Genomic DNA, 25255 nt, shown 5'->3' with positions numbered 1-25255 from the left:
TCGACGAGGTAGGTGGCCGAGGAGCTGGAGCTGCGGAAGGTGGCGGCGTCCTCGCCGACGTCGTTCCACCAGACGTTCCTGATGGTGCAGGAGCCCTCGCAGTGGATGCCGTCTCCGGCGGGGGCGTCGAGGATGACGTTCTGGATGGTGCCGCCGTTGGCGACCACGAACATCGGGTCCTGGCTCTCGCTCTGGCCGCCGTCGCCGATGCCGTAGTAGCGCTTCATGCCGCCGTCGAAGAAGGTGCCGACGTTGCGGGTGGTGGTCTGGTGGACGCTGCCGGTGTCGGACGGCCAAGGACCGCTGCCGTCACCACCGCTGCCGGTCGGGGTCGGGGTGGGCGTAGGCGTGGGGCCCGGGTCGCCGCCGCCGCTCGCGGGCCGCAGCGTCCACTGCTTGGTGGCGACCGAGTCGCAGGAGTTCTGCTGGAGCGCCGCGCCGGACGACGTGGAGTTGTTCTTGACGTTGAGGCACTTGCCGCTGTTGGCGTTGACCACCCGGTAGCTGCTCCCGGAGTCGGTGAACTGCCAGCTCTGGGAGGCGGCCGAGGTGCACGACTCCTGCTGGACCGCCTTGCCGGCCCCGGTCGCCGCGTCCTTGACGCCCAGGCACTTGCCGCTGTGCACCGCCTTCAGCCGGCCGCCGGTGAGGGTGAACACCTGTCCGGCGCCGCCGGTGCAGCTGTTCTGGACGAGCTGGACGCCGTCGCCGGTGCTCTGGCCGGGCACCGTGGCGCACAGCCCGCTGCCCGCGTTGACCAGGGTGTAGGTGCCGTTGGACGGGGCGGCCGAGGCGGTGCCCGCCATCCCGGCCACCAGCCCGCCGCTCGCCACGAGGGCGGCGGCCAGTGAGAGCGCCGGTCTTCTTCTTTCGCGCACGGTGGACTCCAGTTCGGGCGAGGAGTGGTAAGCGCTTTCCCAGGGCAGCGCCTGAAGTGAAGCACAAGCGGCCGGCGCCCGGGAAGGCCCAGAGCGCGGAACACTCCGCCGTCCCGCCGTTGTGGCTGGTCGGGCCCCCCTCAGGGTGGCGGCCTACGGTGCGTGCCCGATGAAACTTTCATGTACGACTCTGCAATCGGTTGTCACGGAAACTCTGGCGACTTCTATGGGTAGAAGGCGATCTCCCTGCAACCGGTTGGCATTATTGCGAAAGGCGTTCGAGCCGTGGCCGACGGCCTTCGGGCGGGGGCGAGCACGGGAGGCCGTGGAGCCACCCACGTGGAGGTGTCCCCCCGTCCGCACGCCCCCTGCATCCTGACGAAGGTCAGCCGAGGCCCACGGTCTGCCGCTCCGGCTCGATGACGGCGACGACGCGGTCCTCGTCGCGGGAGTAGGGCTCGCCGGTGTACTTCGTGGAGATCCGGTCGATGATCTCCCAGGCGTCGTCGCCGTCGAGCCATTCCACGACCCGGCCGCGGATGACGACGGGCTGGTACGGGTCGTCGGGCGGCACCGCGGAGAGCGCCACCCGCGGGTCACGGCGCAGGTTGCGGGCCTTGCGCGTCTGCGGGCCGGTGAGGAAGACGACCTGGTCGCCGTGGGTGCCGACCCAGAGCGGGACGGTGTGCGGCGAGCCGTCCGGCAGGACCGTGGCGAGGTGGGCCAGCGAGGTGCTGTCGAGTACGCGGCGTACGTCGGTTTCGAGCATCGTCGTCTCCTAGCGGTGAGTCGTGCCGTACCGGATGGGGTGTACCCCGTGAGCGGCGACGACTCCACCGGGGCCGCGACCGCCGCCGCGCGGCGGGCCTGGTCGGCCTCTGAGCCCGGTCATGGTCTTGAGACGGTCCCCCGGTTGATCCAGGATGGCCTCGGGTAGAGGCGCGCGGCCCCCGGGCGCGGCCGGAGAGGAGTGGTCATGGACACGACGTTCTGGGAGGAGGCGGACCGCCACCTGATCCGCTACGGAGGGTCCTTCACCCCCCGGGTCATCGAGCGGGCCTCGGGAGCGTACGTCTACGACCGCGCGGGCACGCCCATCCTCGACTTCACCTCGGGGCAGATGAGCGCCATCCTCGGCCACGCGCACCCCGACATCGTGGCCACGGTCTCAAACGCGGTCGCGTCGCTCGACCACCTCTACAGCGGCATGCTCAGCGCCCCCGTCGTGGACCTGGCCACCAGGCTCACCGCGACCCTGCCTCCCGCCCTGAGCAAGATGCTGCTGCTCACCACGGGGGCCGAGGCGAACGAGGCCGCGATCAAGATGGCCAAGCTCGCCACCGGCCGCTACGAGATCGTCTCCTTCGACCGCTCCTGGCACGGCATGACCCAGGGGGCGGCCTCCGCGACCTTCTCGGCCGGTCGGCGCGGCTACGGCCCGCCGGCGCCGGGCAACCTCGCGCTGCCCGCGCCGAACGCCTACCGCTCGCCGTTCCGGTCCGCCGACGGGTCGCACGACTGGGAGACGGAGCTCGCCTACGGTTTCGCCCTGGTCGACCAGCAGTCCTCCGGGAGCCTGGCCGCCTGTCTCGTCGAGCCCATCCTGTCGTCGGGCGGCATCATCGACCTGCCGCCCGGTTACCTGCGCCGCCTCAGGGAGATGTGCGACGAGCGCGGCATGCTGCTGATCCTGGACGAGGCGCAGACCGGTCTCGGCCGCACCGGCGCCATGTACGCGTTCGAGCGCGACGGGGTCGCCCCCGACCTCCTGACGCTGTCGAAGACCCTCGGCGCCGGGCTGCCGGTGGCGGCCGTCGTCACGACCGCCGAGATCGAGCAGGTCTGCCACGAGCGGGGCTTCCTCTTCTACACCACGCACGTCTCCGACCCGCTGGCCGCCTCCGTCGCGCTGACAGTGCTGGACGTCATCGAGCGCGAGGGCCTCGTCGAGCGCGCCGCGCGGCTCGGCGAGCGGCTCTCCGGCCGCCTGCTCGAACTCCGCGACAGGTACGAGGTCGTCGGCGACGTCCGTGGCCGGGGTCTGCTCCAGGGCATCGAGCTGGTGAAGGACAAGGTGAGCAGGGAGCCCGCCGACGCGCTGGGCCAAGCGGTCACCTCGGCCTGCCTCGACCGGGGCCTGCACATGAACATCGTCCAGCTGCCGGGCATGGGCGGCATCTTCCGCATCGCCCCGCCGCTCACGATCGGCGAGGACGAACTGGACGAGGGCCTCGACATCCTCGAAGCGTCGCTCAAGGCCGTGGCCGGATAGGGTGCTCCGGTGATCCGCGACCCGTCGGCCTCCTCCGCGCCGCGCCGCGCCGGCATGCGGCAGGTCGCGAAGGAGGCCGGGGTCTCGGCGACGACCGTGAGCAACGTACTCAACAACCCCGAGCTGGTGGCCGAGGAGACGCGCCGCCGCGTGCACGCGGCGATGGAGCGCGTCGGCTACCTGCCCAACGACGCCGCCAGGCGGCTGCGGGGGGCGCCCAGCCCGCTGGTGGGCGCGGTGACGCTGGACATCGCCGGCCCGTTCTTCACCGAGGTGTGCCGCGGGGTCGAGGACCGGCTGCTCCAGGACGGCTGCATGCTCATGACCTGCAGCACCGACCTGCAGCCGGGGCGGGAGCAGCACTATCTGAAGGAGCTGGAGAAGCAGGGCGTGCGCGGGGTGCTCGTCACGCCCGTCGAGGCCGACCTGGACCCGCTGGTCGGCCTGGCCGCGCGCGGGGTCCCGGTGGTGCTGCTGGACCACCGCTCCGACGGCCGCCTGTGCTCGGTGTCCATCGACAACCACTGGGGCGGCGAGCAGGTCGCGGCGCACCTGATCGGGCTGGGACACCGGCGGATCGCCCTGCTCGGCGCCTCCATCGAGGTGCAGCAGACCGCCGACCGGCACGCCGGGGTGCGCTCCGCGTTCGTCAAGGCGGGGCTGGACCCCGACCGGGGGGTGCTGGACGTCCGGGTGCCCGCCCCCGACATCACGGTGACCGCCGCCGCTGCCCTGGAGGACGTGCTGAGCGCGGCCGAGCCGCCCACGGCGATCCTCTGCCTGAACGACGCGGCGGCGCTCGGGGTGATCGGCGGGCTGCGGGAGCGGGGCATCGGGGTGCCGGGGGAGATGTCGGTGGTGGGGTACGACGACGTGGCGTTCGCCGCGCAGCTCGCCCCGCCGCTGACCACCGTCTGGCAGCCCAAGCGCGAGCTCGGCCGGGTCGCGGCGGAGCTGCTGCTGGACGAGGCCCGGCCGGGTCACCGCCATCAGAAGCTGGTCTACCGGCCGAGGCTGGTGGTCCGGGAGTCGACGGCGCCGCCCCGCCGCTGAGCGCGGGCCGAAACTTTCACGACCCGTCACCCGTACCGAACGCTCTGACCTGAAAGGTTTCAATCCCGGCGCTTCCGGGAGTCGCGGCGTGATTGACACTCTGAACAGCGGGTTCTTACCGTGAGGGCGCTCGGCTGACCACCGGAACCCCCTCTCCGATTGGACGGACAATGAAACGTTTATCCGGCCCGGCGCTGCTCTCCACGGCACTCGGCGGGGCCCTGTGCCTGGCGGTGGCGGGCACCGTCGGCCTCCCGTCACCGGCCGCCGCCGCCGTCGCCTGCGAGGTCGACTACACCGTCACCGCCCAGTGGGGCGAAGGCTTCACCGGCGACGTCACCATCCGCAACGTCGGCGACGCGGTCGACGGCTGGCACCTGGACTGGTCGTTCACCGCCGGCCAGCGCATCACCCAGGCGTGGAACGCCACCGCCACCCAGAACGGCGCGCAGGTCAGGGCCGAGGACGCGGGCTACAACGCCGCGATCCCGGCGGGCGGCAGCGCCACGTTCGGCTTCAACGCCTCCTGGAACGGCTCCAGTAACCCGGCTCCCGCGTCCTTCTCGCTCAACGGCGTCGCCTGCACCGGCGAGCCCGCCCCCACCGCGACCCCCACCGTCACCCCGACGGTCACGCCCCCGCCCGTCCCCGAGGGCGCCAAGCAGGCCGAGGACCTCGACCGGGGCCTGATCAGCGTCCGCTCCGGCAGCGGCAACCTGGTCTCCTGGCGGCTGCTGGGCACCGAGCCCCGCGAGACGGCCTTCAACGTCTACCGGGGCGGCACCCGCGTCGCCACCGTCACGGACTCCACCAACTACCTCGACTCCGGCGCCCCGTCCGACGCCACCTACACGGTCCGCCCGGTGAACGGCGGCGCCGAGGGCCCGGCCTCCGAACCGTCGCTCCGGTTCGCCTCCGGCTACCTCGACGTGCCCATCTCCCCGCCCTCCGGCGGCCACCACGCCAACGACGCCAGCGTCGGCGACCTGGACGGCGACGGCCGCCTGGACCTGGTGCTGAAGTGGGAGGCGAACAACGCCAAGGACAACTCCCAGTCCGGCGTGACCGACCCCGTCTACCTCGACGGCATCAAGCTGGACGGCACCCGCCTGTGGCGGATCAACCTGGGCCGCAACATCCGGGCCGGCGCGCACTACACCCAGTTCCAGGTCTACGACTACGACGGCGACGGCAGGGCCGAGGTCGCGGTGAAGACCGCCGACGGCACCGTGGACGGCCGCGGCACCGTCATCGGCGACGCCGGCGCGGACCACCGCAACTCCAGCGGCTACATCCTGACCGGCCCCGAGTACCTGACCATGTTCGACGGCCGGACCGGCGCCGCCCTGTCCACCGTGAACTACGACCCGCCCCGCGGCAACGTCTCCTCCTGGGGCGACAACTACGGCAACCGGGTGGACCGCTTCCTGGCCGGGACCGCCTACCTCGACGGGCGGCGGCCCAGCCTCATCATGGCCCGCGGCTACTACACCCGCAGCGTCATCGCCGCCTGGGACTTCCGCGACGGCCGGCTGGTCAAGCGCTGGACGTTCGACTCCAACGCCTCCGGCAACGGCTCGTACGCGGGCCAGGGCAACCACGCGCTCACCATCGGCGACGTCGACGGCGACGGCCGCGACGAGATCGTGTACGGCGCGGCGGCCATCGACGACGACGGCCGCGGCCTGTGGAACGTCGGCTGGGGCCACGGCGACGCCGCCCACCTGGGCGACCTCGACCCGAGCCGCCCCGGGCAGGAGTACGTGAAGATCTCCGAGGCGGCGAACCGCCCCGGCCTGTACATGGTCGAGGCCCGCACCGGCCGGGTGCTCTGGCAGACCGGCTCCGGCTCGGGCTCCGACGGCGAGGGACCGGGCCGCGGCGTGGCCGGCGACATCTACGCGGGGAGCCCCGGCGCCGAGTCCTGGGCCGCCGGCGCTGGACAGAACGGGCTGCGGAACACCTCCGGCACCGTGATCGGCCGCCAGCCGTCCTCGGCCAACTTCCTGTCCTGGTGGGACGGCGACCCGGTGCGCGAACTGCTGGACCAGACCCGGATCGACAAGTACGGGACCAGCGGCGAGACCCGCCTGCTCACCGCCTCCGGGGTGCACAGCAACAACGGCACCAAGGCCACCCCGTCCCTGTCGGGCGACATCCTGGGCGACTGGCGCGAAGAGGTCATCTGGCCCACCACCGACAACCGCGCCCTGCGGATCTACTCCACCCCGCACGTGACCACCACCAAGATCCACACCCTGCTGCACGACCCGCAGTACCGGGTGGCGCTCGCCTGGCAGAACACCGCCTACAACCAGCCGCCGCACCCCAGCTTCTTCATCGGCGACGGCATGCCCACCCCGCCCACGCCCGACGTCTACCTCCGCTGACCGTGTGACGGACCCGTATGGCGCAGGCCGGGAAACGTTCAAGGCGCGAACCCGGCCGCGCCCGGTGCCCTAGGGTCGCGCGCATGTGGATCGACGAGCGTGCCCTGCTGCCCCGTCCGGAACGAGCCGTGGTCGCGGTGGAACCGCCGGCCGCCGGGGAGGGGCACTGGGCCGGGGCGCCGAGCGCGGTCGCCGCCGACGGGCTGATCTACCTCGCCTACCGGCTGCGCCGCCCGGTCGGGAGGGGACGCGGGTACGCGGTGGTGGTCGCCCGCTCGGCGGACGGCGAGCGGTTCGAGCCCCTGGTGACGGTCACCCGCGAGGAGATGGACGCCGAGTCGCTGGAGCGGCCCTCGCTGGTGCGCCTGCCGGACGGGCGCTGGCGGCTCTACCTGAGCTGTGCCACCGAGGGCACCAAGCACTGGCGGGTGGAGGTGCTGGAGGCCGCCGCCCCGGAGGCGTTCGACGCCCGCGAGCGCGTGACCGTACTGCCGGGCGACCCGAAGACGGGCGTCAAGGACACCGTGATCGTCCGCCGGGACGGGACCTGGCACCTGTGGGCCTCCTGCCACCCGCTGGAGCTCCCCGAGGAGGCCGACCGGATGGTGACCGACTACGCCACCAGCGCCGACGGCCTGGAGTGGACCTGGCACGGCACCGCCCTGAGCGGCCGCCCCGGGCTGTGGGACGCGCGCGGCGTCCGCGTCAGCGCCGTGCGGTGGCACGGCGACCGGGTGCTGGCCTTCTACGACGGCCGCGCCAGCGCCGGGGAGAACTACGAGGAGCGGACCGGTGTCGCCACCGGCGCCGACCCGGCCGCGCTGACCGCCCTGGGCGACGCGCCCGCCGCCGTCTCGCCGCACGCCGGGGGCGGGCTGCGCTACCTGGAGATCGTCGACCTGCCCGGCGGCGCCGTACGCCTGTACTACGAGTACACCCGCCCCGACGGCGCCCACGAGCTGCGCACCGAGCTGAGGTGATCAGCGCGCCTGCCCGTTGCGCGACTGCCGCTGCCCCGGCGGCCGGGCGCCGACCAGGCCCCCGGCCCGCCGTTTGGGCCGCAGCCAGTCGCTGAAGTCCGCGCCGGTGACGCGCTGGAGCTGGCCGATGTCGTCGGCGAAGTACGGGATGAGCCGCTGCCGCTGCTCCCACGACAGAGGGCGGCGGGCGGCGCCGCGGTGCTGGAGCAGCCCCTCGATCGGCGCCCCCAGCGCGGTGGGCAGACGCCTGCGTACGAGCGAGAGCACGCGGTGCCGCAGGCCCGGGTCCGGGTGGGCGGTGACGTTCTCCCGGGGGACCTCGGTGAGCAGCCCCTGCCGTACGCCGAGGAAGGCGCAGATGCGGTCGAGCGTCTCGGCGGGCCGGTCCACGATGTCCCGGTAACGGAAGATCAGCACCTGGTCCCGGGGAAACAACCCGAACAAGTGCGCCAGCTGCCCGCCGTAGCGGCCGAGCCCGACGTAGTGCCAGAAGTGCCCCCACCCCGCGGCGACCCGGCGCGGCTCGGCTTCGCACGCCCGTACGAAGTCGCCGATGGGTTCCAGCCCCGCCGACCACAGGTGCGTCCAGTTGGAGTGGGCCCGCTCGACCGGGTCGCGCAGGCTGATGATCAGCTTGACGCCGGGGACGGCGGCCCGGATCCGCCGCTGGGCGGCCAGATCGTACAGGTAGAACGGGGTGGACTCGCCGGCCGGCGCACCCGGGGGCGCCTCGGCGAACAGCGCCTCGTAATCCGCGCGCCGCCAGACGTGCTCCCGGTAGGTCTCCGCGTCGCCCGGCCCGCCGCCGGCCGGGGGCGGGCCGTCGGTGAGGAAGTGCTTCGGCTCCTTGACGCGGGACAGGAACAGGCCGGGGTGGCGTTGCAGCGCGGCGTGCAGGGCCGTGGTCCCCGCCTTGGGCACGCCCGCGATCAGGAAATCGGGCAGGGGCACCGTCTTCCCTCCAATGGCAGAACGGACAGGTCGGGGGTGTACATCCTGCTCGGATTTATCCACAATACGTATCGGGATTGCGGGATATAAGCATTGACAGGGTGCGCCCTTTGTCGCCATCTTCGTCAGTGCGCGCGCGGCCGGTGCGCCGCCGGCGAGGAAGGTGATCGCGTGTCCCAGCCCGCCCCGCGGCGGACGCCCGCCTGGCGCTACGCCATCGGCATGTTCGGCACGTCCATCCCGATCAACATGATCAAGGGATCGATGATCCTCTTCTACGTCGACATCCTCGGGCTCGACGTGCGCGCCTACGGCGTGGTCATGGTGGTGTACGCGGTCATCGACGCGATCGACAACCCCCTGCTCGGCCACCTCTCCGACCGCACCAGGACCCGCTTCGGCAGACGCCGCCCCTGGCTGCTCTTCGGCGCGCCGATGCTGGTGGCCAGCATGATCGCGTTCTTCTCGGCGCCCGCATCACTGGACGGCATGGGACTCGTCCTCTGGTTCGCCGTGTTCGCGATCCTCTGCGAAGCCTTCGACTCGATGCTCAACGCCAACTACGGCGCGCTGCTCCCCGAGCTCTACCCCCGCGAGAGCGACCGCGCCGTGGCCAACGGCCTGCGCCAGGGCTTCCAGCTCGTCGCGCTGGTGATTTCACTCGCGGTCACCCCGCTCCTCACCACCCAGGTCTTCGGCACCGAGGACTCCACCCGGGGCTTCCAGACCACCGCGATCATCTACGGCGTCATCGCGCTCGTCGTCATCGTGTTCATGGCGCTCAGCGCCCGCGAGAACCCCCGCTACTCCACCCGCGAGCGTCCGCCGCTGCTCGGCAGCGTCCGGTCTATCCTGCGCAACCGGCTGTTCTGGACGGTCGGGCTCACCGGCGCCTGCTACGGCATCGCCATGGCGCTGGTGCTCTCCGGCATCCAGCTGTACGTCCGATACTCGCTCGGCCTGCCCGTCGCGAACGCGCTCTACCTGCAAGGCATCGTCATCCTCGTCTCGGCGGGCGGCCTGGCGGCATGGACGCGCGTCGTCGCCCGCCGCGGCGCGCTCTGGGCCTGGCGGCTCGCCTTCGCGGTCCTCGCCGCCAGCTTCGCGGTCCTGTTCTTCGCCACCGACCTCGTCACCGCCATCGCCGCCGGGGTGCTCGTCGGAGCCGGCTGGTCGGGAATGCTCGCCACGAACGACCTCATCGTGGCACGCGTGCTGGACGCCGACGCCGCGCGCAACGGCGAACACCGCGAAGGCCTCTTCCTGTCGGCGTTCGGCTTCTTCGGCCGGCTCAACGGGATCGTCACCGGGCTCGCCCTCACCTCCCTCGGCGTGTTCTTCGGCTACTCCTCCGGCGACGCCCCCGGCCCCGACCCCGGCCTCGCCTTCCGCATGTACCTGTGCGTCTACCCGTTCGTCCTCACCACGATCGGCGCCATCGCCGCCCGCCTCATCTCGGTCCCCCTCGAAACCCCACCCGAAGCCACCGAACCGGCCGAACCCCCGCCACCCGGCCCCACAGACGAACCCGCCTTGGAACCGGTCGAGCCCCCGCCCGTCGCGGAGCCGGTCATCACGCCACCCGGGCATACGGACGCGCCCTCCGCCGAACCGGCCGAGCCGCCGCCACCCGGCCCCACGGACGAACCCGCCACGGAGCGCCCCCGATGAGTCGCCGCCTTGTCATCACCGCCGACGACCTCGGCCGGGAGCCCGGCACCACCGAGGTCATCGCCGCGCTGCTCGCCGAGGGCAACGTCACCGCCACCACGCTCATCTGCGTCTCACCCGCCGCCGAACGCGCCGCCGAGCTGGCCCGGGAACTCGGCGTCCTGCCCCGGCTGCACGTGACCCTCACCAGCGAACGCGGCCTGCCCCGCTGGCGCCCCCTCGACGGCGCGGCCAGCCTCGTCGACCCGGACGGGACCCTCACCGACGACCCGTTCGCCCTGGGCGCCCGGGGCGAGGCCGGCGACGTCGTACGGGAAGCCGACGCGCAACTGCGCTGGATGCGCGACCGGGGCCTGTCTCCGGTGGCGGCCGACTCCCACGCCGGCACCCTCTACGGCCTGCACGGCAGATCCTGGCTGGCCGAGACCTTGGAGTGGTGCGCCCGCCACGGCTTCGCCTTCCGGCTGCCCCGCGACCCCGAGCCGTACTTCGGTGGCCCCCTCCCTCAGCCGCTCGCCGCGGCCCACGAACGCGCCGTCGCCCACGCCGACGCCCTCGGGGTGGCCATCCCGGAGACGATCGCGACCAACCGCCGCACCGCCGCCGACCTGGGCTCCTATGAACAGCTCCGCGACGACTACCTGCGCCGTCTGGCGCAACTGCCCGAGGGCACGAGCGAGCTGTTCCTCCACCCGTCCCGGGAAGACGCGGTCGCGGGCCCCGACGGCATCGTGCGCGCCTGGGAGACGCGGCTGCTACGCGACCCGGCATGGCACGCGGCCCTGGAACGCGAGGGCGTCGAACTCACCGACAGCTGGTGGCCCTGACCCCGCGAACGGATCGAACTCGGCGGCGGAAAGGACGTGCAGTCGGTCAGATGAAACCCGTTCGACGGCCCTTTCCTAGAACGGGGCAAGAACGGCGGGGAGTTCGAGGCCCGTCACGGTCCGGGACGCATGGGGAGGGTAAGCGGTGCCGTGTTTCCTGCACGGTGCTCGGCTTGCTGCGGCCCGCGTACCTGGAAGAAGTGGTGCGTGACCTGCTCGGCGAGCTGGAACTCCTCCGACCGAGGCTGGACGCGGCCGAGAGCGCCCTGCTCGTGTGCACGCTCCTGCCCCGACTCGACGCGCTGACCGGGCAGCTGCGGAAAGGGGATGACGGAGAGACCTCCACAATCCGACGGATGGAGGAGGGGCGACGGAGTGATCTCTGCGGTCTGGCGGATGAGGGGTTACGGAGGAAGGTCCGTGATCCTGCGGCGGGGGAGGCGTGACGGGGGTGACCTCAGCGCTCCCGTGCATGTGGGAGGAGCTGACCCCTGCGCTCCCGAGAATGGGGAAGGGGTGACGGGGTGACCTCTGTGGTCCGGCGGATGGGGGGTGAGGTCCGCGGACGGTCCCGGAGGGTTACTTCGGCGGGACGCGGGAGGGGAGCAGCACCGCCGTGATGACCACGATCACGGAGAGGGCCGCGCCGATGACGAAGGCCAGGCGCATGCCGCCCAGGGAGGCGAGGACGTCGGTGGTGCCCGTGGATCTAAGGGCGGCGGCGCGGGCGCTCATCACGGTGATGACGAGGGCGGTGCCGAAGGCGGCGGCGACCTGCTGCAGGGTGCTCAGGATCGAGCTGCCGTGGGAGTAGAGCGGTGCGGGGACTGAGCCGAGCCCGAGGGTGAAGACCGGGGTGAAGGTGGCGGCCAGGCTCACGGACAGCAGGGCGTGCAGGGCGAGGATCTGCCAGTAGGGCATGGTCATCGAGACCTGGGTGAAGCCGGCGAGGGCGGCCATGAGACCGATCGCGCCGGGAATGACCAGCGGTCTTCCGCCGAATCTGTCGAAGAGGCGGCCGACGGCCGGGCCGAGCAGGCCCATCGCGAGACCGCCCGGCATCACCAGGAGCCCGGTCTCCAGGGCGCTGAGGCCGCGCACGCTCTGCAGGTAGAGCGGCAGCAGCATCAGCGAGCCGAGCATCGCCATGAAGGCCACCGACATCAGGATCAGGGCGATCGCGTAGGTGCGGTGGAGGAGGGTGCGCAAGTCGAGCAGCGGCACGCCGTGTTTCTGCAGCCAGAGCTGACGCAGGACGAAGACGGCGATGGTGGCCAGCCCGGCCGCCACGATCGCGGCGGCGACCCGGACGTCGCCGCCCTCGAACCGGCTGAGCCCGTAGACCAGGCCGCCGAACCCGGCCGCGGCGGTCGTCACGCTGAACCAGTCGATGCTGCCGGGCCGGGGCTCGCCGACGTTCTCCAGCCGCTTCAGGCCGCTCCAGGTGATCAGGGCGGCGATCGGGAGCACCAGCACGAACAGCAGGCGCCAGGACCCGAGCTGCAGGATCACTCCCGAGACCGCCGGGCCCATCGCGGGCGCCACCGAGATGGCCAGCGACATGTTGCCCATCACCCGGCCGCGGTCTTCCTCGGGCACGACCTGCATCAGCGTGGTCATCAGCAGCGGCATCATCACGGCCGTGCCGGACGCCTGGATGATGCGGGCGGCCAGCAGCACCTCGAACGAGGGCGCGACGGCGGCCAGCGCCGTGCCGATCAGGAACAGCCCCATCGCGGCGGCGTAGGCATGACGGGTGGACACCCGCTGCAGGAACCATCCGGTGATCGGGATGACCGCGGCCATGGTCAGCATGAAGGCCGTCGAGAGCCACTGCGCCGTCTGCTCATCGATGTGCAGCGCGGCCATGAGCTGCGGGATCGCATTGATCATGATCGTCTCGTTGAGGATGACCACGAACGTCGCGAACACCAGCAGCCGGATCACGGCCGGTGTGCGGCCCCGAGCGGGGGCCGCGGGCATGGCGGGCGTATCGAGCTGTGGGCTGGGCACGGTACCTCTATCAAACGTACGGACAAAAAAGGGAAAGACCGGGCGTCTGCGGCACTCGGTATCGCGAGAGGTCCGCGGTCACGTACAGACTGACCGACGCCACCGACAAAACTCACCGGCCCGTGCCCAGCATTCCGGCAGCCGCCGGGAGATGTCACCCGGTTTTTCCCGCTCGCCCCAGTGGAAGAGGTCCCGCTCGTCCTGCTGCGGGAGGAGGCCGCCCGCCCCGCTGAACGAGTGGCCGCTCGTCCTGCTGGAAGAGAGGGGCCACTCGTTCTGGGAGACGGGACGTTCGCCCTACTGGAAGAGGGACGCGTCGCCGGTGCCCTGCCGGAGGATCTCGGGCTCGTCCTGCGAGAGGTCGATCACGGTCGTCGGGGTGGCGCCGCACTCGCCGGCGTCGATGACGGCGTCCACCGTGTGGTCGAGCCTCTCCTTGATCTCCCAGCCCTGCGTCATCGGATCCTCGTCGCCGGGGAGCAGCAGGGTGCTGGACAGCATCGGCTCACCCAGCTCGGCCAGGAGCGCCTGAGTGACCACGTGGTCGGGGATGCGGACGCCGACCGTCTTCTTGCGGGGGTGCGACAGCCGCCGCGGCACCTCCTTGGTCGCGGGCAGGATGAACGTGTAGCCGCCGGGAGTGGCCGCCTTGACCTGGCGGAACACCGCCTTGTTCACGTGCACGAACTGCCCGATCTGGGCGAAGTCCCGGCACATCAGGGTGAAATGGTGCTCGTCGCCGAGGTTGCGGATCTCCCGGATCCGGTCGATGCCCTCCTTGTTGCCGAGCCGGCAGCCGAGGGCGTAGCCGGAGTCCGTCGGATAGGCGATCAGCCCGTCCGCCTTCAGGAGATCGACGACCTGGCCGATCAGGCGGTGCTGGGGATTGTCCGGGTGCATGTCGATGTACTTCGCCACGCCCTGATCCTAGGAGACCTCAGCCGTCACAGGAGGCTCACTTCGAGACCCGGCCGATCACGAGGGCGCGGCGGAGTACGGGACGCGGCGCGGCTGCTCAGCAGCCGCAGCGCCCCGGCGGTGGGGGAGCCGGGCTCGGCCAGGTAGACGCAGAGCGCCTGGCCGGGGTCGCCGGGGATCGGTTCCGGCTCTCTCACCTCGGGAAGGGGTCTCAGATGTCCACTGCAACGTTCACCAAGACGTTCCGGGCGGCCGAGGTCGCCGAGGCCGGCGGGCCGTTCAGCGTGGTCGAGCGCGAACTGCCCGAGCCGGGTCCCGCCCACGTCCGTGTGACTGTCGAGGCCTGCGGCGTGTGCCGCACCGACGCGGCGATTGTCGGCGCGGGCTTCCCCGGCGTGTCGTTCCCGCTGGTGACCGGGCACGAGATCGCCGGGCGCATCGACGCGCTCGGCGACGGCGTCGAGGACTGGAGCACCGGCGACCGGGTGGCCGTCGGCTGGTTCGGCGGTCACTGCGGCACCTGCGTGCCCTGTCGTGAGGGCGACTTCATCCACTGCGTGCGCCTCCAGGTGCCCGGCTGGGCCTACCCGGGCGGCTACGCCGAGTCCGTGGTCGTCCCCGTGTCCGCACTCGCCCGCATCCCGGACGAGTTCACCGCCGCCGAGGCGGCGCCGATGGGCTGCGCCGGGGTGACCACGTTCAACGCGCTGCGGCGGAGCGTGGCCGGGCCGGGCGACCTGGTCGCGGTGCTCGGCCTGGGCGGGCTCGGCCACCTCGGCGTGCAGTTCGCCGCCAAGCTCGGGTTCGAGACCGTGGCCGTCGCGCGGGGCACCGGCAAGGAAGAGGAGGCCAGGAAGCTGGGCGCCCACCACTACGTCGACAGCACCGCCGGCGACGTGGCCGGGCAATTGCAGGCCCTCGGCGGGGCGAAGGCCGTGCTGGCCACGGCAGCCAGCTCCGCAGCGATGAGCGCCGTCATCGACGGGCTGAGCCACAACGGCGAGCTGATCGTGGTCGGGGCCACGCCGGAACCCATCGAGGTCAGCCCGTTCCAGCTCATCTCGGCGGGCCGGACCGTGCACGGCCACCCGTCCGGGACGGCGCGCGACGTCGAGGAGACGCTCCGCTTCGCGGCCCTGACCGGTGTCCGCGCCATGATCGAGGTCCGTCCGCTGGACGACGTCCAGGCGGCCTACGACCGGATGATGTCCGGCCAGGCCCGCTACCGCATGGTCCTCACCACCGGCAGGTGACGTCCACCTCGGGGTGGCGGCGGATCATGAGAGGCAGGCGCGGCCCGTTCTGACCGCCCGCAGGTGATGTGTGACGCCAGGAGGGCCGGCGAGGCTGCTGCGTTGACGCCTGCCGCCGTCGAGGCATCGGCGGGCTCTGGCGGGGTAGCGGCGGATCATGGCAGGCACGCGGAAGTGGATGGCACTGCTCGTGTTCGTCGCGGTCGTCGCGCTGGTGGCCGTCGCCGGGTCGCTGGCGGCGACGGATTCGGGCGGTGCGTACGTGTCGTTGCGGCGTCCGGGGTGGGCGCCGCCGCAGGGGTTGTTCGGGCCCGTCTGGACGGTTCTCTACCTCATGATCGCCGTTTCCGGGTGGCTGGCCTGGATACGAAGGCGGGACCGGGCGGCCTTTCTGGTGTACGGGGCGCAGCTGGTGGCGAACGCCGCCTGGACGCCGCTGTTCTTCGGGGCCGGGCTGCGCGGGGCGGCGTTCGCCGAGATCGTGCTGCTGTGGCTGCTGATCGTCGCCACCGTCGTGCTGTTCTGGCGGATCAGCCGGGTGGCGGCGCTGCTGCTGGTCCCGTACCTGCTCTGGGTGACCTACGCGGCGGCGCTGAACTTCGCGATCTGGCAGCTCAACTAGAGGCGTCGAAGGGCTCGGCGGAGCGCTCCCACATGGACCGCATCTCGGCGAAGCCCTGCTCCATGATCGCGACCATGGCCTCGCGGGCCCGCTCGCCGTCGCCGCGCTGGAGGGCCTGGGCGACGTCGATGTGGAGCTGCAGCGCGTGCTCGTGCGGGTAGTGCGGCATGAGGTGGTAGTGGTGGCGTCCGGCCAGCACCTCGGCGACGATCAGTTGCAGCTTGGCGAACATCTCGTTGCCCGACGCGATCAGCACCCGCCGGTGGAAGTCGATGTCGAGGCTGAGGAAGCGGGCTTCGTCGCCGGCCTTGCCCGCGGCCCACATCTTGGCCGTCAGCCCGACCAGCTCGCTCGCTTCGTCGCCGTCGATCCGCTGGGCGGCCAGCCAGGCGGCGTGCGGCTCGATCGCGGTCCGCAGCTCGGTGATCGAGCGCATCTGCGCCATCCGGTGGTCGGAGGCGAGCCGCCAGCGGATCACCTGCGGGTCGAAGACGCTCCACGCCTCGGGCGGCTGGATCATGATGCCGACGCGGCGCCGGGTCTCGATGAGGCCCATCGAGGCGAGCACGCGCAGCACTTCGCGGATCACCGAACGTGAGACCTGGTAGCGGTCGATCAGGTCGTCGATGCTCAGGACGGCACCCGGGGCCAGGTCGCCGTTGCAGATGGCGGTGCCGAGCTGATCGAGGACCTGTGCGTGCAGTCCGGCCTCGGCAAGGGACTGTTGGGTGGGCTCGCCCCCTGGAGAGGACTGAATCACATCACAAAGCATATCAGTCACTACCAGGGGTTGAATAAATCTGCTTTATTGCCCTAGCATCCCGGCACTAAGCAGATGTTTAGCAGTGTGTGTGGCGCCCTGCCGGGGGCCGGCGGCCATGCCAGAAAGGCGAGATGACGTGCGACGTCGATCGATAATCGGTACATCTCTGGCCGTGGCAGTCGCCATGAGCCTGACCGCGTGCGGCGGCGGCGACGGTGGCGGCTCGAGCGACACGGTCAGGGTCACCCTGGCCAACCACGTGTGGACGGAGAACATCAAGGCGGCGCTGCCCGAGTTCGAGCAGCAGACCGGGCTCAAGGTCGAGGTCACCCAGCTCGGCGAGGACCAGCTCTCCGACCAGTACAACGTCAAGCTCAACGCCGGTTCGGCCGACATCGACGTGATGATGTACCGCCCTCTGCAGGAGGGCAAGCTCTTCGCCAGGAACAAGTACCTGGCCGACCTCACGGAGCACGTGAAGTCCGAGAGCTGGGACTTCAGCGACTTCCAGGGTGGCCCGGTGCAGGCCACCACGTACGAGGGCAAGCCGGTCGGTGTCCCGATCATCACCGAGCAGGAGGTCCTCTACTACCGTAAGGACCTGCTGGAGAAGGCCGGGCTGAGCGCCCCGCCGGCGACCCTCGACGAGCTGAAGGCCGCCGCCGCCAAGATCAAGGAGGTGGAGCCGGACATCGCCGGCTTCGTCGCCCGTACCGGCAAGTCGGCGGCCGTCACCCAGTTCTCCAGCTTCCTCTACAGCTTCGGCGGCGACTTCATCGACGAGAGCGGCAAGTCCGCGGTCAACAGCGACGCCGCCAAGCAGGCCTACGCCTACTACGGCGAGCTGATCAGGGACTACGGCCCCGCCAACGTCAGCACCGACATGAGCTGGCCCGAGGCGATGGCGATCTTCACCCAGGGCAAGGCCGCCTTCTACACCGAGGCGAACTCGCTCTACAAGAACGCCACCGAACCGGACAAGTCCAAGGTCTCCGACCAGGTCGGCTTCGCGCCGTTCCCGGCGGGCCCGGCGGGCTCCAAGCCGTACAACGTCCCGTCGTGGGCGCTGGGCATCAACGACGCCTCCGAGAACACGGAGAACGCCTGGAAGTTCATCGAGTGGGCGACCAGCAAGGAGCAGACGCTCGAGCAGCAGAAGTCCGGCGTGCCGGGCGCCCGCACCTCCGCCTGGTCCGACCCCGAGGGCATCTCGGACTTCCCGGAGGACCTGGCCAAGGCCATCTCGGAGAGCACCGAGAACGGCGTCGGCTATGACCGGCCGGTGGTGGTGAAGGTGGCCGAGGCCCGCGAGATCGTCGGCCAGCCGATCGTCGACGCGATCACCGGCAAGGACGCCGCCGCCTCCGCCGACGCGGCCCACACGGCCTTCCAGAAGTTCCTGGACGACGAGGCCGAGTAAGAGCGGCACGCGCGGGTGGCGGGCCCGGACGCCCGCCACCCGTTCACCCCTGGAGACCCCATGGCAACCACCACCGAAGCCCAGCGGGGCGCCCCCCTCACCCCCGGCTGGGCGCGCTGGGCCAACGACCACCGCAAATGGCTGTTCGCCGCGCCCGCGATGACCTTCGTCGCCGGCCTGCTCGTCTTCCCCCTGGCCTGGACCGTCTACCTGAGCCTGACCGACTCCGAGGGGTCCGTGCGGGCCGACAGCGAGTTCATCGGCCTGCGGAACTACATCTCCGTGCTCACCGACACCGACCGGTTCTGGCCCGCCGTCGGGCGGACCGCCACGTTCACCGGCGCCGCGCTGCTGTTCGAGATGGTCCTCGGGATGGCCATCGCGCTGCTGCTCTGGCGGCCGTTCAAAGGGCAGAAGTGGGTAAGGGTCGCGATCCTGCTGCCGCTCGTCGCCACCCCGGTCGCGGTCGGCATGATGTGGCGGCTCATCTTCGACCCCAACATCGGCATGGCCAACCAGGTGCTCGGCTGGTTCGGCATCGGGCCGCAGCCGTGGCTGGCCGGTGAGCACACCGCCCTGCCCACCACGATCTTCATCGACGTGTGGCAGTGGACGCCGATGGTGGTGCTGATCCTGCTCGCCGGGCTCACCTCGCTGTCGGAGGAGCCGCAGGAGGCGGCCCGGATCGACGGCGCCAGCACCTGGCAGCGCTTCCGGCACGTCACCCTGCCGCTGCTGATGCCCACGGTGACCGTGGCGATCCTGCTGCGCGGCATCGACGCGCTGAAGACCTTCGACATCCTCTACGCCACCAAGGGCCGCGGCGGCGGTTCGTTCCACGAGGTGGAGACCCTGAACGTGTACGCCTACGGGCTCAGCTTCGACTACAACAAGTACGGCGTCTCCTCCACCGTCCTCATCCTCTTCTTCCTGATCATCATCGGGGCCATGTGGGCCCTGACCGCCCGGCGCAGCAAGGAGGAGCGGGCATGAAGCCCAGTCTCGCCTACCGGGTGTTCCGGGTGGTGGCGCTCACCGTCGTGGTGCTCTCGCTGGTCGCGCCGCTGGTCTGGATGGTCGCCGCGTCGCTCAAGACCAACGTCGACATCTACGACTCCAGCAAGGCCCTGGCCTTCTCGCCCACCCTGGACAACTACGGCAAGGTGCTCCAGCAGGCGAACTACATCCAGTTCATCTTCAACAGCTTCTGGGTGGCGTTCGTCGCCACGGTGGCGTCGCTGATCCTCGGGCTGCCGGCCGCGTACTCGATGAGCCGGTTCAACATGCGCAAGTCGGCGCTGGTGGTGCTGATGGCCCGGATCATCCCCGGCGTCTCGCTCCTGGTGCCCTGGTACTACGTCTTCTCCAACCTGCGGATGGTCGGCGGCTACGAGGTGCTGATCATCAGCCACATGTTCGTCTCGCTGCCGCTGGTGGTCTACATCATGATGGGCTACTTCGACAGCCTGCCGACTGAGCTGGAGGAGGCGGCGCTGGTCGACGGGCTGACCCACATCGGCGCGTTCCGCCGGATCACGCTGCCGCTGTCGGTGCCGGGCATCGCCACCGCCGGGATCCTGTCGTTCATCTTCTCCTGGAACAACTTCATGTTCGCGCTGGTGCTCTCCGACGCGAACACCAAGACCCTGCCCGTGGCGATCTTCGACTTCGTCGGCTACGCCAGCATCGACTGGGGCGGCCTGATGGCCGCGACCACCGTGGTCACCCTGCCGATCATGGTGATCGCGCTGTTCGTGCAGAAGTACGTGGTCTCCGGTCTCACCGCCGGCGCGACGAAGGGCTGATGCCGGATGACGACCATCGCACGCGTCGAGACGTTCCTCGTCGCCCCCCGCTGGCTGTTCGTCCGGCTGGAGACCGTCTCCGGGATCGTCGGCTGGGGCGAGGCCACCTGCGAGGGACGCTCCGAGACCGTCCGCACCGCCGTGGACCAGCTCGCCGAGCTGCTGGTGGGCAAGGACGCGCTGCGCATCGAGGACCACTGGCAGGTGCTCACCAAGGGTTCGTTCTACCGGGGCGGGCCGATCCTGGCCAGCGCCGTGGCGGGCCTCGACCAGGCGCTCTGGGACATCGCGGGCAAGCACTTCGGCGCCCCGGTGCACCAGCTGCTCGGCGGCCCGGTTCGCGACCGCATCCGGGTGTACGGGTGGGTCGGCGGCGACGAGCCGGGCGAGGTGCGCGACCACGTCGCCGCCCAGGTCGAGGCCGGGCTGACCGCGGTGAAGATGAACGCCTCCGGGCGGATGAGCCCGGTCGCGTCGGTCGCCGAGCTGGACGGGGTGGTCGCCCGGGTGGCCGCCGCCCGCGAGGTGCTGGGCGACAGCCGGGACGTCGCCGTCGACCTGCACGGGCGGTTCACCCTCGCCAGCGCGCGCCGGGTGGCGCCGCTGCTGGAGCCGTACCGGCCGCTGTTCCTGGAGGAGCCGGTCGTACCGGAGAACTCGCACCTCATCGGCGAGTTCGTCCGCTCGACCACCATCCCGGTGTCGACGGGGGAGCGGCTCTACAGCCGGCAGGAGTTCCTGCCCGTCCTCCAGGCGGGCATCGCGGTCGCCCAGCCGGACCTCTCGCACGCCGGCGGCATCACCGAGGTGCGCAAGATCGCCGCGCTCGCCGAGGTGTACGACGTGCAGCTGGCGCCGCACTGCCCGCTCGGCCCGATCGCGCTGGCGGCCTGCCTCCAGGTGGGGTTCGCCACGCCCAACTACCTGATCCAGGAGCAGAGCCTGGGCATCCACTACAACCTCGGCGCGGACGTGCTCGACTACTGCCTCGACAAGAAGCCGCTGACCTTCGTGGACGGCTACGTCGAGCGGCTCACCGGGCCCGGCCTGGGCATCGAGGTGGACGAGCGGGCGGTCCGGGCCGCCGCCGAGCGCGGGCACGCCTGGCGCAGCCCCGTCTGGCGGCACCGGGACGGCTCCTTCGCGGAATGGTGACCTCTTTGACCTCAGACACGACCTCAGACACGACCTCCGACTTCATCGGCGTCCTCGCCGGCGCCCGGCTCCTGGCGATCATCCGCGGCAGCGGTACGGGCCCCGCCGTCGCGGCCGGGGCCGCGCTGCTCGGCGAGGGCGTCCGCGTCATCGAGGTGTCCCTGACCACTCCGGGCGCGCTGGACGCCATCGCCGAGCTGCGGGCCGCCGCCCCGGCCGGTGCGCTGGTCGGCGCCGGCACCGTGCTCACCGAGTCCGACGTCGCGGACGTGGCGGCGGCGGGCGCGCAGTTCGCCGTCACCCCCGCCGTCGTCGAGTCCGTCGGCGCGGCGGTGCGGCGGGGGCTGCCGGTCGCGGCCGGCGCGCTCACCCCGACCGAGGCGCACACCGCGGTCCGCCTGGGCGCCGACGCGGTGAAGGTCTTCCCCGCCTCACTGGCCGGCCCGGCCTACATCAAGGCGCTGCGGCAGCCGTTCCCGCGTCTCCCGTTCGTCGCCGTCGGCGGTGTGGGCCTGGCCGAGCTGCCCGAGTATCTCGCCGCCGGCGCGATCGCCGCGGGCGTCGGCGGGCCGCTGGTCGGCGACGCGGCCTCCGGCGGAGACCTGGACGCCCTGCGGGAACGGGCACGCGCCTTCCTGACCGCCACGTCGTAGCCCTCCACCGAGAAAGGCATCACGTGAAGATCACTGCTGCGGACGTCATCGTCACCAGCCCCGACCGCAACTTCGTCACCCTCAAGATCACGACGGACGAGGGGATCACCGGGCTGGGCGACGGCACGCTCAACGGGAGGGAGCTCGCGGTCGCCTCGTACCTGGCCGACCACGTCGTCCCGCTGCTGATCGGACGGGACCCGCACCGCATCGAGGACACCTGGCAGTTCCTCTACCGCTCGGCGTACTGGCGCCGGGGGCCGGTCACGATGGCCGCCATCGCCGCCGTGGACGTGGCGCTCTGGGACATCAAGGCCAAGGCCGCCGGGATGCCGCTCTACCAGCTGCTCGGCGGCGCCTCCCGGAACGGGATCATGGCGTACGGGCACGCCTCCGGCCGTGACCTGCCCGAGCTGTTCGACTCCATCCGCCAGCACCTGGAGCAGGGCTACCGGTCGATCCGGGTGCAGACCTCCGTGCCGGGCGTCAACGCCGTGTACGGGGTCGCCGCCCAGTCCACCGACGGGCTCCGGTACGACTACGAACCGGCCCGGCGCGCCCCGCTGCCCGCCGAGGAGGACTGGGACACCCGCGCCTACCTGCGTCACCTGCCCGGCGTCTTCGAGGCGGTGCGCAACGAGTTCGGCCCCGAGCTGCCGCTGCTGCACGACGGCCACCACCGGATGACCCCGATCCAGGCGGCCAAGCTCGGCAAGGAGCTCGAACCGTACGACCTGTTCTGGCTGGAGGACTGCACCCCGGCGGAGAACCAGGAGGCGCTGCGCCTCGTCCGGCAGCACACCACCACCCCGCTGGCGATCGGCGAGGTGTTCAACACCGTCTGGGACTACCAGACGCTGATCAGCGAGCAGCTCATCGACTACGTCCGCTCGGCCGTCACCCACACCGGCGGGATCACGGCGATGCGCAAGCTGCTCGACTACGCGGCGCAGTACCAGATCAAGTCCGGCATCCACGGCCCGACCGACATCTCTCCCGTCGGCATGGCCGCCGCGCTCCACCTGGACCTGGCGATCCACAACTTCGGCATCCAGGAGTACATGCGGCACGGCGCGGCCACGAACGAGGTGTTCCGGCAGTCGTTCACCTTCACCGACGGCTACCTGCACCCGGGCGAGCAGCCCGGGCTCGGCGTGGAGCTCGACGAGGAGGCCGCGGCGCGCTTCCCGTACCAGCAGGCCTACCTGCCGTTCAGCCGCCTCAAGGACGGCACCGTCCATGACTGGTGACCGGCCGCCCACCCGGCACATCGTGGTGATGGGCGTGTCGGGCGTGGGCAAGACGACCGTCGCCCTGGCGATCAGCGAGCTGACCGGGCTGCGCTTCGCCGAGGCGGACGACTTCCACACCGAGGAGAACGTGGCGCGGATGCGCGCCGGCATCCCGCTGGACGACGCGGACCGCTGGCCGTGGCTGCGCGACCTGGCCGGCTGGATGGCCGCCCGGCACGCCGAGGGCGTCTCGACGATACTGGCCTGCTCGGCGCTGAAGCGCTCCTACCGGGACGTGCTGCGGCAGGGGCCGCCGGACGTGGAGTTCGTCCACCTCGACGGGGACTCGGAGCTCATAAGAGACCGGCTGACGCGCCGCACCGGCCACTACATGCCGGCCGACCTCCTCGACTCGCAGCAGGCGATCCTGGAGCCCCTCGGCGCGGACGAGTCCGGGATCACGCTGCCGGCCGAGCTGCCGCCGGCCGCGCTGGCGGCCCTGGCGATCGACCGGCTCAGCCTGCGCTCGCCGGGGTAGCCGGGGACCGTCCCCCTCCTGCGGGACCTGTCGTGTGACCGAAGTGACGTGTTCTGCTCAGGTGAAAATCCCTGAACAAACTTGTCCTTATTGCCCGGTTGCCGATAGAACGTGTGAGATAGGCGGGCCGCTGACCAGTGAACAGACCCTCCAGAGCGTTCACTGAACAGCGGGCCCGACTGAACACGCCCTCTCTTCCGTGTCCCCAGGAGGACCCATGGCCGGATTGTCACGCGCGGTCGACACCCCGCTGTCGCGCAGGACGGCGCTGCGTCTCGGCGGCGGCGTGGCGCTGCTGCTCGCCGCCGGGTGCGCCGCAGGGACCAAGGGAGGAGAGCAGCCCGCGGGACAGCCGCCCGCGGGCGGGGGCGGCGCGCTGCGCATCGCCGTGAACGGCTACGTCAGCAGCTGGGACCAGGACTTCGTCGGCTTCGACGTCACCGCGCTGATGCTGTTCAAGAACGTCTTCCCGTACATGATCGACTACGGCGTGAAGGACGTCGGCGGCGCGCCGATCCTCGACACCGAGAACATCACCCCCACCTTCGCCGAGTCGTTCGAGCCGGACGCCGACAACAAGGTCTGGACCCTCAAGCTGCGCAAGGGCGTCAAGTTCGCCAGCGGCAACGAGATGACCGCCGCCGACGTCAAGTGGTCCAAGGACCGGGCGTTCGCCGCCCAGGCCAACGTCGCCGGCATCTACCGGCTCATCGGGCTGACCGACCCCGGCCAGGTCAAGGTGGTCGACGACTACACGGTCGAGTTCCACCAGGACTTCCCCAGCGCGCTCACCCGGCAGATCCAGGCCATCTCGCTCTACGTCTTCGACTCTGTCGAGGCCAAGAAGCACGCCACCGACGCCGACCCCTGGGCCAAGGAGTGGTTCGCCAAGAACCCGCCGACCGGCGGCTACTTCGAGGTCTCCAAGGCCATCCAGGGCCAGGAGATCGAGCTCACCCCGAACCCCGGCTACCCCGGCGAGGACCCGGCCCGCACGAGCATCCGCCTCACCGTCGTCTCCTCCGCCGCCAACCAGCGCCTCCAGCTGGAGGCGGGCGACATCGACATCGCCCTCGGCATGAGCCGCCGCGACGCCGCCGACCTGAAGGACGCCAAGGGCATCAAGGTGCTCACCGCGCCCAGCAACAACCAGGTGGCCATCCAGATGTCGGTCACCGCCGAGCCCTTCGACGACGTCAAGGTGCGCCGGGCGCTGGCCTGCGCCGTCCCGTACGAGCAGATCATCGCCAACGTGTACGGCGGTGACGCCCGCCCGGCCAAGAGCCTGGTGCCGCTGGACATGCCCGGCTACCTCGACACCGGCTACCCCTACACCCACGACCTGGACAAGGCCAGGGCGCTGCTGGCCGAGGCCGGCAAGACGTCGATCAGCTCCGAGCTGGTCTTCGAGGCCGACAACGCCGAGCAGCAGCAGATCGCCATCCTCGTGCAGAGCGAGGCCAGGAAGGCCGGCATCGAGCTCGAACTCGTCCCGCTGGACCCGGCGACCCTCGGCGAGCGCCGCGAGAAGAAGAACATCCCGCTGCAGCTCACCGCGGGGCAGCTCTGGGTCAACGACGTCGAGTACATGCTCGGCACCAGCTTCACCAAGGGCGCCAGCCTGAACTACTCCAACTACGTCAACGACGAGATCGAGGAGATCTTCGAGCGGTCGCACACCACGGTGGAGGAGGCCGAGCGGCTCAAGCTCTGGGCCCGGGTGCAGGAGATCCTCGCCGACGACGTGCCGTGGGCGATCATCTGCCAGCCCGACTTCACCCTGCCCGTGCGCGAGGACGTCGCCGGCTGGGTCCAGCCGATGGACGGCCTGGCCCGCCTGCGCTACCTGACCAGGGCCTAG

At 71.1% G+C, this 25255-nt stretch carries 23 protein-coding genes; 16 read left to right on the top strand and 7 right to left on the bottom strand.

Annotated elements, in window-relative coordinates; all coding sequences use genetic code 11:
* Positions 1–878, bottom strand: an 878-nt coding sequence (locus tag AB0J42_RS24175) for a pectate lyase (RefSeq protein ID WP_364298020.1), incomplete at its 3' end; no start/stop codon positions are given.
* Between the two features lie 385 nt (positions 879–1263).
* Complete coding sequence (locus AB0J42_RS24170; protein WP_364298018.1) at positions 1264–1647, bottom strand: PPOX class F420-dependent oxidoreductase; 384 nt, start codon at positions 1645–1647, stop codon at positions 1264–1266.
* A gap of 207 nt (positions 1648–1854) precedes the next feature.
* Here AB0J42_RS24170 and AB0J42_RS24165 point away from each other — a divergent pair, with 207 nt between their 5' ends.
* From AB0J42_RS24165 to AB0J42_RS24150, 4 genes are all read left to right on the top strand, one after another.
* Positions 1855–3150, top strand: a complete 1296-nt coding sequence (locus AB0J42_RS24165) for an aspartate aminotransferase family protein (protein ID WP_364298016.1) — start codon at positions 1855–1857, stop codon at positions 3148–3150.
* A gap of 9 nt (positions 3151–3159) precedes the next feature.
* Positions 3160–4203, top strand: a complete 1044-nt coding sequence (locus AB0J42_RS24160) for a LacI family DNA-binding transcriptional regulator (protein ID WP_364298014.1) — start codon at positions 3160–3162, stop codon at positions 4201–4203.
* Positions 4204–4373: 170 nt separating this feature from the next.
* On the top strand, positions 4374–6593 hold the full coding sequence (locus AB0J42_RS24155; RefSeq protein ID WP_364298012.1) for a cellulose binding domain-containing protein: 2220 nt from the start codon (positions 4374–4376) through the stop codon (positions 6591–6593).
* Positions 6594–6676: 83 nt separating this feature from the next.
* Positions 6677–7573 carry a hypothetical protein gene (locus tag AB0J42_RS24150; protein WP_364298010.1) on the top strand — a complete coding sequence of 299 codons (897 nt, stop codon included), beginning with the start codon at positions 6677–6679 and terminating at the stop codon, positions 7571–7573.
* Here AB0J42_RS24150 and AB0J42_RS24145 read toward each other — a convergent pair whose 3' ends face one another.
* Positions 7574–8524 (bottom strand): sulfotransferase, encoded by a 951-nt coding sequence (locus AB0J42_RS24145; RefSeq protein ID WP_364298008.1) that lies wholly within the window; start codon positions 8522–8524, stop codon positions 7574–7576. It lies immediately after the preceding gene.
* Between the two features lie 171 nt (positions 8525–8695).
* On the opposite strand from AB0J42_RS24145, the gene AB0J42_RS24140 reads away from it, so the two are divergent.
* On the top strand, positions 8696–10195 hold the full coding sequence (locus AB0J42_RS24140) for an MFS transporter (protein WP_364298006.1): 1500 nt from the start codon (positions 8696–8698) through the stop codon (positions 10193–10195).
* The gene (locus AB0J42_RS24135; protein ID WP_364298004.1) at positions 10192–11022 is read left to right on the top strand and encodes a ChbG/HpnK family deacetylase; all 831 of its coding nucleotides are present in this window, start codon (positions 10192–10194) and stop codon (positions 11020–11022) included. The genes AB0J42_RS24140 and AB0J42_RS24135 overlap by 4 nt, the downstream gene beginning before the upstream one ends.
* A gap of 579 nt (positions 11023–11601) precedes the next feature.
* Here the strand turns inward: AB0J42_RS24135 and AB0J42_RS24130 are convergent.
* The 3 genes from AB0J42_RS24130 to AB0J42_RS24120 all read right to left on the bottom strand — a co-directional run bounded on the left by AB0J42_RS24130 (position 11602) and on the right by AB0J42_RS24120 (position 14150).
* Positions 11602–13035: an MDR family MFS transporter gene (locus tag AB0J42_RS24130; protein WP_364298002.1), complete on the bottom strand. Its 1434-nt coding sequence runs from the start codon at positions 13033–13035 to the stop codon at positions 11602–11604.
* Between the two features lie 297 nt (positions 13036–13332).
* Entirely contained in the window at positions 13333–13953 is a 621-nt protein-coding gene (locus AB0J42_RS24125) for an L-threonylcarbamoyladenylate synthase (RefSeq protein WP_364298000.1), read from the bottom strand.
* 26 nt (positions 13954–13979) lie between these two features.
* Positions 13980–14150 (bottom strand): hypothetical protein, encoded by a 171-nt coding sequence (locus tag AB0J42_RS24120; protein ID WP_364297998.1) that lies wholly within the window; start codon positions 14148–14150, stop codon positions 13980–13982.
* Between the two features lie 18 nt (positions 14151–14168).
* On the opposite strand from AB0J42_RS24120, the gene AB0J42_RS24115 reads away from it, so the two are divergent.
* Together AB0J42_RS24115 and AB0J42_RS24110 are read left to right on the top strand one after the other, a co-directional pair.
* A complete protein-coding gene (locus tag AB0J42_RS24115; protein ID WP_364297996.1) occupies positions 14169–15206 on the top strand; it encodes an alcohol dehydrogenase catalytic domain-containing protein in 1038 nt (345 codons plus the stop codon).
* Positions 15207–15363: 157 nt separating this feature from the next.
* The gene (locus tag AB0J42_RS24110) at positions 15364–15828 is read left to right on the top strand and encodes a TspO/MBR family protein (RefSeq protein WP_364297994.1); all 465 of its coding nucleotides are present in this window, start codon (positions 15364–15366) and stop codon (positions 15826–15828) included.
* On the opposite strand, the gene AB0J42_RS24105 is transcribed toward AB0J42_RS24110, so the two are convergent.
* The gene (locus AB0J42_RS24105) at positions 15821–16588 is read right to left on the bottom strand and encodes an FCD domain-containing protein (protein ID WP_364297992.1); all 768 of its coding nucleotides are present in this window, start codon (positions 16586–16588) and stop codon (positions 15821–15823) included. The two genes, AB0J42_RS24110 and AB0J42_RS24105, sit on opposite strands and share 8 nt — an antisense overlap.
* 175 nt (positions 16589–16763) lie before the next feature.
* Here AB0J42_RS24105 and AB0J42_RS24100 point away from each other — a divergent pair, with 175 nt between their 5' ends.
* The 8 genes from AB0J42_RS24100 (at position 16764) to AB0J42_RS24065 (ending at position 25255) form a co-directional block, all read left to right on the top strand.
* Positions 16764–18011, top strand: coding sequence for a sugar ABC transporter substrate-binding protein (locus AB0J42_RS24100; RefSeq protein WP_364297990.1), 1248 nt, complete (start codon positions 16764–16766; stop codon positions 18009–18011).
* A gap of 60 nt (positions 18012–18071) precedes the next feature.
* Complete coding sequence (locus AB0J42_RS24095) at positions 18072–19004, top strand: sugar ABC transporter permease (protein ID WP_364297988.1); 933 nt, start codon at positions 18072–18074, stop codon at positions 19002–19004.
* A complete protein-coding gene (locus tag AB0J42_RS24090) occupies positions 19001–19816 on the top strand; it encodes a carbohydrate ABC transporter permease (protein ID WP_364297986.1) in 816 nt (271 codons plus the stop codon). The genes AB0J42_RS24095 and AB0J42_RS24090 overlap by 4 nt, the downstream gene beginning before the upstream one ends.
* A 6-nt stretch (positions 19817–19822) precedes the next feature.
* Positions 19823–20971: a galactonate dehydratase gene (gene dgoD, locus AB0J42_RS24085; protein WP_364297984.1), complete on the top strand. Its 1149-nt coding sequence runs from the start codon at positions 19823–19825 to the stop codon at positions 20969–20971.
* Between the two features lie 5 nt (positions 20972–20976).
* Entirely contained in the window at positions 20977–21624 is a 648-nt protein-coding gene (locus AB0J42_RS24080) for a bifunctional 4-hydroxy-2-oxoglutarate aldolase/2-dehydro-3-deoxy-phosphogluconate aldolase (RefSeq protein WP_364297982.1), read from the top strand.
* Between the two features lie 23 nt (positions 21625–21647).
* The gene (gene manD / locus AB0J42_RS24075) at positions 21648–22874 is read left to right on the top strand and encodes a D-mannonate dehydratase ManD (protein WP_364297980.1); all 1227 of its coding nucleotides are present in this window, start codon (positions 21648–21650) and stop codon (positions 22872–22874) included.
* Entirely contained in the window at positions 22864–23394 is a 531-nt protein-coding gene (locus AB0J42_RS24070) for a gluconokinase (RefSeq protein ID WP_364297978.1), read from the top strand. Before manD ends, AB0J42_RS24070 begins: the two co-directional genes overlap by 11 nt.
* A 217-nt stretch (positions 23395–23611) precedes the next feature.
* Entirely contained in the window at positions 23612–25255 is a 1644-nt protein-coding gene (locus tag AB0J42_RS24065; protein WP_364297976.1) for an ABC transporter substrate-binding protein, read from the top strand.

The organism is Nonomuraea sp. NPDC049649, from assembly GCF_040675175.1.
Taxonomy (GTDB): domain Bacteria; phylum Actinomycetota; class Actinomycetes; order Streptosporangiales; family Streptosporangiaceae; genus Nonomuraea.
This window is presented reverse-complemented; position numbering and strand designations above follow the sequence as displayed.

Coding starts and splice junctions, on each gene's coding strand:
- AB0J42_RS24165 (WP_364298016.1), top strand. CDS start 1,855: ATGGACACGACGTTCTGGGAGGAGGCGGACCGCCACCTGATCCGCTAC.
- AB0J42_RS24150 (WP_364298010.1), top strand. CDS start 6,677: ATGTGGATCGACGAGCGTGCCCTGCTGCCCCGTCCGGAACGAGCCGTG.
- AB0J42_RS24090 (WP_364297986.1), top strand. CDS start 19,001: ATGAAGCCCAGTCTCGCCTACCGGGTGTTCCGGGTGGTGGCGCTCACC.
- AB0J42_RS24135 (WP_364298004.1), top strand. CDS start 10,192: ATGAGTCGCCGCCTTGTCATCACCGCCGACGACCTCGGCCGGGAGCCC.
- AB0J42_RS24070 (WP_364297978.1), top strand. CDS start 22,864: ATGACTGGTGACCGGCCGCCCACCCGGCACATCGTGGTGATGGGCGTG.
- dgoD (WP_364297984.1), top strand. CDS start 19,823: ATGACGACCATCGCACGCGTCGAGACGTTCCTCGTCGCCCCCCGCTGG.
- AB0J42_RS24115 (WP_364297996.1), top strand. CDS start 14,169: ATGTCCACTGCAACGTTCACCAAGACGTTCCGGGCGGCCGAGGTCGCC.
- AB0J42_RS24110 (WP_364297994.1), top strand. CDS start 15,364: ATGGCAGGCACGCGGAAGTGGATGGCACTGCTCGTGTTCGTCGCGGTC.
- AB0J42_RS24095 (WP_364297988.1), top strand. CDS start 18,072: ATGGCAACCACCACCGAAGCCCAGCGGGGCGCCCCCCTCACCCCCGGC.
- AB0J42_RS24155 (WP_364298012.1), top strand. CDS start 4,374: ATGAAACGTTTATCCGGCCCGGCGCTGCTCTCCACGGCACTCGGCGGG.
- AB0J42_RS24065 (WP_364297976.1), top strand. CDS start 23,612: ATGGCCGGATTGTCACGCGCGGTCGACACCCCGCTGTCGCGCAGGACG.
- AB0J42_RS24170 (WP_364298018.1), bottom strand. CDS start 1,647: ATGCTCGAAACCGACGTACGCCGCGTACTCGACAGCACCTCGCTGGCC.